Source organism: Flavobacterium sp. GW821-FHT12A05 (assembly GCF_058807735.1).
Map to the genome: position 1 here is coordinate 1 of NZ_JBXAQY010000008.1, position 11,787 is coordinate 11,787.

The 11,787-nt window shown below is 32.0% G+C and carries 11 protein-coding genes; all 11 read left to right on the forward strand.

All coding sequences use genetic code 11. From position 1 onward, the window contains the following. The first annotated feature begins 846 nt into the window (after window positions 1-846). The 11 genes from thrS (at window position 847) to AC1RRQ_RS18510 (ending at window position 11,771) form a co-directional block, all read left to right on the forward strand. Window positions 847-2,793, forward strand: coding sequence for a threonine--tRNA ligase (gene thrS, locus AC1RRQ_RS18460; protein WP_493024490.1), 1,947 nt, complete (start codon window positions 847-849; stop codon window positions 2,791-2,793). A 22-nt stretch (window positions 2,794-2,815) separates the two neighbouring features. After that, window positions 2,816-3,367, forward strand: coding sequence for a translation initiation factor IF-3 (infC, locus tag AC1RRQ_RS18465; protein WP_073489566.1), 552 nt, complete (start codon window positions 2,816-2,818; stop codon window positions 3,365-3,367). A gap of 104 nt (window positions 3,368-3,471) precedes the next feature. Beyond that, window positions 3,472-3,669 carry a 50S ribosomal protein L35 gene (rpmI, locus tag AC1RRQ_RS18470; protein WP_007810722.1) on the forward strand — a complete coding sequence of 66 codons (198 nt, stop codon included), beginning with the start codon at window positions 3,472-3,474 and terminating at the stop codon, window positions 3,667-3,669. A gap of 101 nt (window positions 3,670-3,770) precedes the next feature. Then, window positions 3,771-4,115, forward strand: coding sequence for a 50S ribosomal protein L20 (rplT, locus tag AC1RRQ_RS18475; RefSeq protein ID WP_008464948.1), 345 nt, complete (start codon window positions 3,771-3,773; stop codon window positions 4,113-4,115). Between the two features lie 121 nt (window positions 4,116-4,236). Then, the gene (locus AC1RRQ_RS18480; RefSeq protein WP_493024491.1) at window positions 4,237-4,809 is read left to right on the forward strand and encodes a Crp/Fnr family transcriptional regulator; all 573 of its coding nucleotides are present in this window, start codon (window positions 4,237-4,239) and stop codon (window positions 4,807-4,809) included. Window positions 4,810-4,888: 79 nt separating this feature from the next. Further along, window positions 4,889-5,323: a carboxymuconolactone decarboxylase family protein gene (locus AC1RRQ_RS18485; protein WP_493024492.1), complete on the forward strand. Its 435-nt coding sequence runs from the start codon at window positions 4,889-4,891 to the stop codon at window positions 5,321-5,323. A gap of 170 nt (window positions 5,324-5,493) precedes the next feature. Beyond that, window positions 5,494-7,218, forward strand: coding sequence for a tetratricopeptide repeat-containing sensor histidine kinase (locus AC1RRQ_RS18490; protein WP_493024493.1), 1,725 nt, complete (start codon window positions 5,494-5,496; stop codon window positions 7,216-7,218). 37 nt (window positions 7,219-7,255) lie between these two features. Then, complete coding sequence (locus tag AC1RRQ_RS18495) at window positions 7,256-9,007, forward strand: tetratricopeptide repeat-containing sensor histidine kinase (RefSeq protein ID WP_493024494.1); 1,752 nt, start codon at window positions 7,256-7,258, stop codon at window positions 9,005-9,007. 32 nt (window positions 9,008-9,039) lie between these two features. Then, window positions 9,040-10,782, forward strand: a complete 1,743-nt coding sequence (locus tag AC1RRQ_RS18500; RefSeq protein ID WP_493024495.1) for an ATP-binding protein — start codon at window positions 9,040-9,042, stop codon at window positions 10,780-10,782. Window positions 10,783-10,793: 11 nt separating this feature from the next. Further along, window positions 10,794-11,462, forward strand: coding sequence for a response regulator (locus AC1RRQ_RS18505; protein WP_493024496.1), 669 nt, complete (start codon window positions 10,794-10,796; stop codon window positions 11,460-11,462). Between the two features lie 78 nt (window positions 11,463-11,540). Then, window positions 11,541-11,771: a hypothetical protein gene (locus AC1RRQ_RS18510; RefSeq protein WP_493024497.1), complete on the forward strand. Its 231-nt coding sequence runs from the start codon at window positions 11,541-11,543 to the stop codon at window positions 11,769-11,771. Window positions 11,772-11,787 lie beyond the last annotated feature (16 nt).

Consider the following 11,787-nt stretch of genomic DNA (forward strand, 5'->3'; position numbering starts at 1 on the left):
AAGGAACTTTCCGTGTTTTGCGGGGTGCAAATGTAACATCCGTTTTCCATTCTCACAAGCTTTTCACAATCTTTTTTCGAAAATTTCTTTTCTCTTTAATTATTCAAACTTGTCAGTGTTTCAGGGAACGTTTGTCGTTGTTGCGGGTGCAAAAGTACCACCTTTATTGAGTTAAACAAGCTTTTTCTACAGGTTTTTTTAATCTTTTTTTGCTTTTTATCTTAACCTTCTGATAACAGCATCTTTACATTTTAATATTTCTTGAAGCTTTGTCAGGTTTTTCCACTTTCCATTCGTTTTTCTATATTTTACACTTGTTCTTTAAGGTCGTTTTTGCGGAGTTATCAGGTTTTAAGCTGGTTTTTATATGGTTTTGCCGCGAAGGCACTAAGACGCAAAGGTTCTTTTTTCTGCTGGCTTTTCTTTTTAAAAAGAGCTTTGCTTCCTTATTTCATGATTCTTTCTTCCAGAAATAGGTTTCATAGCCCCGATAGAAGTGGAAATCCTTTTGTGCCGGGGTTCGGCACAAAAGATTACTTCGTCAGTTCGCTATCGCTCGTGCGGAACGGATAGCGGGATTAAGCTCCTTATCATATATATATAAAAGGGCTTCGACTTCGCTCAGCCTGACAATTGAGAATCTATACTTATATATAACATCCAGACATCTGCAGTGAGCCCCTACAGAAAATTGAAATCTAATTAACTCTACTATATATACAGAACAACAAAACGACCTTTATACAACAATAAACTTTTTCTACATATATATAATAGCAATCTTATACATATATATTGTATGTATTTTTGTAATCACTTATATTTGCATTCACAAAATTATAAACAATGATCAAGATTACTTTACCCGATGGGTCAATTAGAGAGTTCGCTTCAGGCGTAACTCCAATGGAGGTCGCTAAAAACATTAGCGAAGGTTTTGCACGAAACGTGATTTCTGCATCTTTTAATGGTACAACTATTGAAACCGAGACCCCATTAACGACCGATGGTAATCTTATTTTATATACTTGGAATGATGCTGAAGGTAAAAAAGCTTTCTGGCACTCGACTTCGCACGTAATGGCGCAAGCGCTCGAGGAATTATATCCTGGAATTAAATTGACTCTTGGACCTGCAATTGCTAACGGATTCTATTATGATGTAGATTTTGAAGACCAAAAGATTTCTGAGGCTGATTTTAAAAAGATCGAAGATCGTGTTCTTGAGATTTCAAGAGGAAAACATGAATTCAAAATGCGTCCAGTTAGCAAAGCTGATGCATTAGAGATGTACAAAGACAACGTTTACAAGACTGAATTGATTTCTAATCTTGAAGACGGTACTATTACTTTTTGTGATCATTCAACTTTTACTGATTTATGTCGTGGAGGTCATATTCCGAATACTGGAATTATCAAAGCCATGAAAGTAATGAGTGTTGCCGGTGCTTACTGGAGAGGAGACGAAAAGAACAAACAATTAACTCGTGTTTACGGAACTTCTTTCCCTAAACAAAAAGATTTAACTGAGTATCTTGAACTTCTTGAAGAAGCAAAACGTCGTGACCACCGTAAATTAGGAAAGGAACTTGAATTGTTTGCTTTCTCTCAAAAAGTAGGTCAAGGTTTACCTTTATGGCTGCCTAAAGGAGCTGCACTTAGAGAGCGTTTAGAACAATTTTTAAAGAAAGCTCAAAAGAAAGCGGGTTACGAGCAAGTTGTGAGTCCACATATTGGACAAAAGGAACTTTATGTAACTTCTGGTCACTATGCTAAATACGGTGCTGATAGTTTTCAGCCGATACATACTCCTGCTGAAGGTGAAGAGTTTTTATTGAAACCAATGAACTGTCCTCATCACTGTGAGATTTATAATGTAAGACCTTGGTCATACAAAGACTTACCTAAGCGTTACGCTGAATTTGGTACTGTATATAGATATGAGCAATCCGGTGAATTACATGGCTTAACTCGTGTTAGAGGTTTTACTCAGGATGACGCGCATATCTTTTGTACTCCAGAACAATTAGACGAGGAGTTTAAAAAAGTAATAGATCTAGTATTATATGTATTTGGTTCATTAGGCTTTGAAAACTTTACAGCTCAAATTTCTTTGAGAGATCAAGAAGACAGAGAAAAATATATTGGTACAGATGAAAACTGGGAAAAGGCAGAGAATGCTATTATTAACGCAGCTAGAGACAAAGGCCTAAATACTGTTGTTGAATATGGCGAAGCTGCATTTTACGGTCCAAAGCTTGACTTTATGGTTAAAGATGCTTTAGGAAGACAATGGCAGCTAGGAACTATTCAGGTAGATTACAACTTACCTGAGCGTTTTGATTTGACATACAAAGGTGCTGATAATGAATTACATCGACCTGTTATGATTCATAGAGCTCCTTTTGGATCTATGGAACGTTTCATCGCAATTTTACTAGAACACACTGCGGGAAATTTCCCACTTTGGCTAATGCCGGAACAAGCTATAATCTTGTCTTTGAGCGAGAAATACGAAAATTATGCTAAAAAAGTTTTAGATTTGCTAGAAAATCACGAAATTCGCGCCCTAATTGACAACCGAAATGAAACTATCGGTAAGAAAATTAGAGATGCAGAAATGCAGAAAATCCCATTTATGCTTATCGTTGGTGAGGAAGAAGAGAAAAACGGCACGATTTCTATTCGACGTCACGGGCAAGAAGGAAAAGGTAATATCACAGTTTCTATCGAAGAATTTGCTTCGATTGTAGACGAAGAAATAAAAAAGACATTAAAAGTGTTTACAGTTTAACTTAAATTATAAAGTCATAGCAATAAAAAGTAACAGAGGTTTTCAACCTCGAGTAGAAAAAAAAGATGCACACAGAATAAACAACAATATTCGTGGTGTACAGGAAGTAAGGTTAGTAGGCGAGAACATCGAACCAGGTGTATTTAAGCTTGCAGAAGCTTTACGTCTAGCAGATCAGTTTGAATTAGACTTGGTGGAAATTTCACCAAATGCTGAGCCACCGGTTTGTAAAATCATGGACTATAAGAAATTTGTTTACGAACAAAAGAAGCGTGATAAAGCATTAAAAGCTAAATCATCGCAGGTTGTAGTAAAGGAAATTCGTTTTGGTCCTCAAACTGATGAGCATGATTATGAATTTAAAAGAAAGAATGCTGAGAAGTTTCTAAAAGAAGGAGCTAAATTAAAAGCGTTTGTTTTCTTTAAAGGACGTTCGATCATCTATAAAGACCAAGGACAAATTTTACTTTTGCGTTTGGCTACAGATTTAGAAGAACATGGTAAAGTTGAAGCTATGCCGGTTCTTGAAGGAAAGAGAATGATTATGTTCATTGCTCCTAAGAAGAAAAAATAAAACAGTTTGCAGTCGCAGTTTTCAGTTTTCATACTGTAAACTGAAAACCGAGACTGACAACTAAAAAAATAAGTAAGTAAGAATAAATTAAAACACTAGGAAAAATGCCTAAAATGAAAACTAAATCTAGCGCTAAGAAACGTTTTAAAGTTACTGGTTCTGGAAAGATTAAAAGAAAGCATGCTTTTAAAAGTCACATCTTGACTAAAAAATCTAAAAAACGTAAATTAGCTTTGACACACTCAGCGCTAGTTCACTCAACAGATATGAAAAGCATCAAACAACAATTAAGAATTATCTAATAATTCTTTAGGTTAAAAAATTATTTATATAACCTTGGAGTATGGCCTTTAAGTTCCTTTGATTCAATTCAGGACGCCTGCTACAAAAACACATTAAAATTATGCCAAGATCGGTAAATTCAGTTGCTAAAAGAGCAAGAAGAAAAAAAATAATGAAGCAAGCCAAAGGTTTCTTTGGCAGACGTAAAAACGTTTGGACAGTTGCTAAGAATGCGGTAGAGAAAGCGATGAGCTACGCTTACCGTGACAGAAAACAGAACAAAAGAAATTTCCGTTCATTATGGATTCAACGTATTAACGCTGGAGCTAGATTAGAAGGAATGTCTTATTCTCAATTCATGGGGAAAGTTAAAGCTAACGGAATCGAATTGAACCGTAAAGTTCTTGCAGATTTAGCTATGAACCACCCAGAAGCTTTCAAAGCAATACTTAATAAAGTAAAATAAACGTTTTATAAACTCAATTTAGATTACTTACTTATCATAAAGAAACCATTCGTTAATTCGGATGGTTTTTTGTTTTTATCTAAATCTCACTTATCTTTATAAGTCATTTAAACAATACAGAATGTTTACCGCACTTTTTGATCATATACAGAAATTTGTAACTCTAACCCCTTCAGAAATCGATAATATAGCATCGTGTCTTACTGCTGCCAAAATAAAAAAGAAAGCCCATATACTAAAAGAAGGACAGTTATGCAATACCATGTATTTTGTCACAAAAGGATGCGTTAGACAATACATAATTAATCCAAAAGGAACGGAACAAACATTGCAATTTGCAATTGAGAATTGGTGGATAACAGACTATTTGAGCTATCATAACAACACCCCGTCTCATTTCTACATTCAGGCGGTAGAAAACTGTGATGTAATTGCTATTGAAAAAAGTGTCTGCGAATCTTTATTAATTCAAATTCCTAAACTGGAAAGATACTTTAGGATCGTTTCACAAAAATCATTTGGCGCCGCTCAAATGCGTATTAAATTTTTGTTTACGATGTCGGCAGAAGAACGATATCATCATTTTAATGATTTAAATCCTGAGTTTGTACAGCGAGTTCCGCAGTATATGCTTGCCTCCTATTTAGATTTCTCGGCTGAGTTTATGAGTAAAATCAGGGCCGGCAAAGTCTGATCCGAATTTCTTGAAGTAGTTCAAGTTTTTTTAAACATACTTCCCTGACCTTTGTATCAAACTTTTAAAACATATAAAAATGAAACCGAGAATCGTTATTCCAGAAGTTGCTCCACAAGCTTATCAAGCGTTAATGAATCTAGAAAAATATATTTCTACTACTTCGTTAACACCAACTCATAAAGAGTTAATTAAAATACGTGCTTCACAAATTAATGGCTGCGCTTTTTGTATCAATATGCATACTGCAGATGCCAGAAAACAAGGCGAAACAGAACAACGTATTTACTTAACAAGTGCATGGCGCGAGGCTGATGTTTTTACTGAAGAAGAAAAAGCAATTTTAGCTTTGACAGAACAAGTGACTCTAATCAGCAATCATGTTTCTGATGAAGTTTATCAAAATGCAGCAAACTTATTTGATGAGAAATATTTGGCCGAAATCATCCTTGCCATCATCACAATTAACTCTTGGAACAGATTAGCCATTACAACAGGTTTAAGAGCTGTTTAATTTTTTAGAAAGATAAATTTTACAACATTTTCAAAACCAGAAGCCCTCGTATCAGAGGGCTTCTTTGTATCTGCCTGTAAATGAACAACCGAAAAATACAAAATTGAAAATTTTACAAAAACAGGTATTTATACGCTTTCACAGGAATTCAGATTTTTTATTTTTGGCGCATGATTGCAAAAAGAATACATTTTTTTTACTCCTTAATCGTTACTTTAGTACTAGTTTTCTCTTGTCAGAAAAAGGCTTCCGTTGACAAAAAAGAAGCATATAACAAGACTAAAGTCGACAAACTAATTGCAATTGCCGATACTTATTTTGACAAGAATAAATTAGACAGCGCCTTTTATTATTATAATGAGGCCATTTTTATCTGCGTACCGCTAAAAGATGCCGAAAATTATATTAGCACATTAAACCGTATGGCAATCATTCAGCAGAATCACGGTGATTACGCCGGGAGCGAAGCCACCATAACAAAAGCTCTGCCTTATACAAAATATGTAAAAAACCAACTTCACACCTGGAATCTATATGTTACTCTAAGCACTAACTACCTGGACACGTATGATTATAAAAATGCAATCCTTTACAACCAAAAGGCTCTAGAACTAAATACAAAAAACTGGAGAAAATTAGCAGCAAAAAATAATATTGCCACTGCATTAATTGAAGAAGGTAAATACGAGGAAGCTCTTGACATTTTTCTTCCTTTAGAAAACAAAAAAGAAGTCATTCGAGACAAAGACTTCTACGGTTCAGTATTAGATAATATTGGCCTTTGTTATTCCAAATTGAATGATACTGCAAAGGGATTTGCTTATATGGAAAGAGCTTTAGAAGTGAGACAAAAAAGGAACAATCCTCTTGGTTTAGGAAAAAGCTATATACATCTTGCTGAATTTTATGAAAAACAAAATCCTTCTCTGGCTAAAAAATACATTCTTTTAAGCTACAAAGAATCCGGCAAGATAAATTATGTTGACGGAAGATTATCATCATTAAAAATGATTATTAAAAATAGCAGCGATAAAGAATTAAAAAACTACTCTTCCATTTACATTAATCTGGTCGACAGTATTGATGAAGTCAGACAAAAGGCTAAAAATCAATTTGCCAAAATCAAGTACAATTCTAAACGTGAAAAAGAAGAAAATTTAAAGCTGAAAACTCATAAAGCTGAAAATGAATTAAAACTGGAGAAACAAAAAAACAGGAATATTATATCTTATATAATTATCATACTAAGTTTATGCCTGATCTTAATTCTATATTACTATTTAACTTCTAAAGCTAATCGCGAAAAAATCGAAGCTGCTTACAACAGCGAAACGCGAATTTCTAAAAAACTTCATGACGAATTAGCAAATGACATTTACCATACAATGGCTTTTGTTGAAAACAAAAATTTGTCACTGACAGAAAACAAGGAACAATTACTAAACAACTTAGATGCTATTTATTTAAGAACACGAGATATTTCGAGAGAAAACTGTACCATTACAACTGATGAAAATTATATTCTTTTTCTAAAAGAAATGATTTCCGGCTTTAGAACAACAAATACAAATCTAATTATTACCGAATTAGAGAGCATATCTTGGAATGAAATCAATAAAAACAAAAAGATTACTATTTATAGAGTTCTGCAGGAATTACTTGTAAATATGAGAAAATACAGCGAAGCTGCTTTAGTTGGAATTAATTTTAAGGAAACAGACAAAAATATCTTAATCCATTATACAGATAACGGAAAAGGTATACAAACAGATAAAGTCGTATTCAAAAACGGTCTTTATAATGTAGAAAGCCGTATTTTGAAAATAAAAGGACAAATTGATTTTTCTTCCAGTCCAAATCAAGGATTTAAAGTTTTTATTAAAATTCCAATTTAATTTAAAAACCCTAATGTGTGTTTTTCAAAAATCTTAGATGAAAACTATCAATTTAATTCCATTTTTATTCTCTCTATTTTTTTTGCTTATTCTTCCAGCTTCATGCGAAAAGAATGAGCAGATTAAACATACAAAACCTGATCACACATCTGAGGTAAGAAGATTAACCATTATTGGGGACGATTATTTCGCCAAAGCTTCTTATAACAATGCCTTTAATGCTTATACGAAGGTAATCGAACTCTCAGATCCAATAAAAAACAGAATTGATTATGTCGATGCCTTAATTTCAATTGGATATATTTATCAGTACCAAGGCAACTACATTCAGAGTGAAGCCACCGCAATAAAGATTTTGCCACATTTAAAGTACATGAAAAAACCACGGTTTGCCTGGAATGCCTATTGCATTCTTGGTTTTAATTACTTTAAAAATAACGATGCCGAAAATGCTTTGCTGTATTTTAGAAAAGCGCTGCACCTAAATACTTCTTCTTGGAGAAAATGGAATATCTTAAACAATATTGGTATTGTTTACATGAAACAAAAGCAATATAAAAAGGCAGCTTACATATTCGAAAAATTGACAACACAAGGCTATTATGCCGAGAAATATCAAACAAAGAGCACTGACCGACTTGATCTAATGGATTACGCTACAATGACAAATAATTTAGGGATTTGTTATTATAACCTCAAAAACCCGAAAGCAATTGATCTTTACAAAAAAGCCTTAAAAATTAGAATTAAAATAAAAGATCGTGAAAACTTATCGAGCAGCTATACCTCTTTTTCTGAATATTATCTCAAAAACAATCCAGCACTAGCTAAAAAATACGCTAAACTTGGCTACAAAAAAGCTTCTGAACTTAATTTATATGCTGATCAAAAGTATTGTTTAATTTTCTTAGTGCAAAGCAGCGAAGGAAATGACCTAAAAAAATACTCTAACCTTTATATTAAATTCACTGATAGCGTAGCAGCGGCCAGATTAAAACAAAAAAATCCATTTTCAAATATCAAATACAATTCAAAATTAGATAAAGATGAAAATATAGAACTCAAAACGCTGCAAGTAGAAAATGAATTACAGCTGCAAAGACAAAAAAATAGAAGTTACATTTCTTATGTTATCATTTCTATCATTAGTCTTATAACTCTTTTTTTTACTATTTATAAAACCTATAAAGGTAAAAAAGAAAAAAAATCTGCTGTTTTCGAAAATGAAATGAGAATTTCAAACAAACTTCGAAACGAACTTACACAAGAAACTCAAAATGCATTACTTTTTGCTCAAAGCGAAGATTTAGAAAATAGCGAAAATAAAAATCAGATGCTTTCTAATCTTAATGATATTTACTCAAAAACCAGAAACATTTCAAGAGAAAACAGTAAAGTTGCAACGGGTCAAAACTATAATGTCACGCTAAAGGAAATGATATCTGAATTTAAAACTTCTGATATAAACATATTAATAAATGGATTGAATGATATCAATTGGAACAAAATTGATAAGCATAAAAAAATTATCCTTTATAGGGTTTTGCAAGAAATCTTCTTAAATATGAAAAAACATAGTGAGGCAACATTGGCTGGTATCAATTTTAAAACCAACGAGAACAATCTCATTGTTAATTATACCGATAATGGCAAGGGTAAAAACATTGATGCTATAACTAAAAGCGGACTTCAAATAATTGAAAATCGCATTTCAAACATTAAAGGAAACGTCCATTTTGATTCTAATACGGATAAAGGATTTAAAGCTTCTCTTATTATTCCTATATAATCATGAAGATACTGTATTTTATAAAAAATAGGATGTTTCTAAAATATGCATTGGTATTCTTGTCATTAAGCCTGGCAGGAACAATACTTCTATATCTATCCTATAGAACTGAAAAAAATGCAATAAAAAAGGAAAAAGATAATGCTAAGGAAATTAAAAAACTTATTGATAAGGCTGACTTGTATTATGATGAAGATAAAAGAGACCTGGCTCTTTTGTTATTCAATAAAGCGATTAAACTTTGTAATCCTGAAGTAAACTCAACAGATTATGTTTATGCTCTTTATTGTATTGCTGAGATTTACAACATAAATTCAGATTTCATTTCCAGTGAAATGGCAGCTACAAAAGCACTACCTTACTTAAAACTAGTTAAAAACCCAAGATACGCTTGGCTTCTCTATAATGTTCAGGGAATAACCTATCAAAACACTTATAATTTTAATGATGCTGAACTTTATTTTAAAAAGGCTTTAAGATTAAAAACAAGTTTATGGAGAAAACGTATTGCTCTAAATAATATTGGTGCCGTTTATAAGGATAGACATCAATATAAAAAAGCTATAGAAATATATGAAATACTAGCTTCACATGTTCACAACTCTAAACATAAAAATTTAGATCTCAGCAATTACGCTTTTATTCTTGACAACATGGGCTATTGTTATTTTCAAACCGGTAATTATAAGAAAGCGCTAAAATGTTATAACAAAGGATTAGAAATTCGACTAAACCCAGAAACCAGCGAAGGTATTGTAAATAGTTATCGTCATCTTTCTAGTTATTTTGAAAAAAGAAATCCCGGCCTGGCAAAAAAATATGCCATGGAGTCACTAAAAGCGGCAACAAAAATGAAATCGGTACAGGAAACTATTCTCTGCTTAAATGTATTGATAAAATGCAGTGAAGGAAGTGACTTAAAAAAATACTCTGAAAGATATATCCATCTTACAGATAGTTTAGCAAAAGCATCAAAAACAAACAAAAACGGATTCGCAATAGTTAAATATGAATCTAAAGCTGATAAAGATGAAAACCTAAAACTTAAAGCAGAAAAAGCAGAAAATGATCTACAATTAGAACGTCATAAAACGCACAACATCATATCTTATATCATTATCACTTTTGCATTTGGAATTCTCTTGTCGCTTCCTCTTTATATGTCTATAAAAGGAAAAAAAGAACAAAAAAATGCTGTTTTTGAAAGCGAAATTAAAATTTCAAACAAACTTCGAAATGAACTTACACAAGAAACTCAAAATGCATTACTTTTTGCTCAAAGCGAAGATTTAGAAAATAGCAAAAATAAAAATCAGCTGCTAACCAACTTAGATAAAATATACTCGCAAACACGAAATATTTCAAGAGAAAACAGCAGTATTGTAACCAATGAAAAATACAGCATTGGTTTAAAAGAAATAATGTCGGGATTTAAAACTCCACATCTAAATTTATTGATAAACGGTTTGGATGATATAAACTGGAACAGAATAAATAAAATTAAAAAAATCATCCTCTACAGAGTATTACAGGAGTTACTTCTGTACATGAAAAATGATAACGAGGTAAGTTTAGCTGCAATTTCTTTTAAAATAATCGAAAAAAATATTACCGTAACATACAGCAATAACAGGCCTAAAACCCAAAATGAAAGAAAAATTTTAAAAAATGATTTACAAAATGTGGAAAACCGTATTAAAACTATAAACGGAACTATTAATTTTGACCATTATACAGAAAATGGTTTCAAAATAATTATAACATTCCCCCAATAAAAATAATTAATATGTTTCAAAAAGTTTTAGTAGCAGAAGATTTAGATAGTATAAGCATCGCAGTTGTTCAAGTTCTTGAAGACTTAAAAATACCCGTAATTCATCATGTAAAATATTGTGATGAAGGATTATTAAAAGTAAAAAAAGCCTTAAATGATAAGGAACCATACGATTTACTTATTACTGATTTATCATTTAAAACAGATCATCGTAAAAATGATCTTGAAAGTGGCGATGAACTAATAGAAGCGGTTAATAAGGTACAGCCAGAACTTAAGAAAATCGTATTTTCTATAGAAGATAAATCGTATCGCATTAAAACCCTTTTTGAAGATTTAGGTGTAAATGCTTATGTATCTAAAGGAAGAAACAGTATGCAGGAACTTAGATCAGCGCTTGAAAAAACTTTTAGAAATGAAGAAAGAATCCTTTCATCTGATCTAAACTTTAATTTTAATGACAAATCGCTAATTGAAATTGAATCTTACGACATATCTATCTTATCTCTTTTAGCAAAAGGATATATTTTAGAGAATATTTCGAACGAATTTAAAGCAAATTCAATAACTCCAAACGGAACTAGCAGCATAGAAAAACGTATCAACAAATTAAAAATCTATTTTAAAGCTAATAATAATGTGCATTTAATTGCCATTGCAAAAGATTTTGGCTTAGTATAGGGCTATTTTAACAGCCCTTTACGGGTTCCCGTAAGGAAATATTTTTATATAGATTTAACTTTGTATAAACTATTAACCATGAAACCTAAATATAAGTTTGATCTTCTTGCGAAAATCAACACAACCAATAATAAAATTATTATGAAAACAATGTTTCTTTGTTTTTTTCTTTCAATAAGCTTCGCTCTTATTTCTGAAAGAACCGGCTGGCTTGAAATTGACTGGAAATTAATTTGTATTCCGGCATTACTGGTTTTACAAATCATAATTATTGGAACTGCTTTAAAAAACAGATACAAGAAGCATTAATTTTTTAAGTAAACAG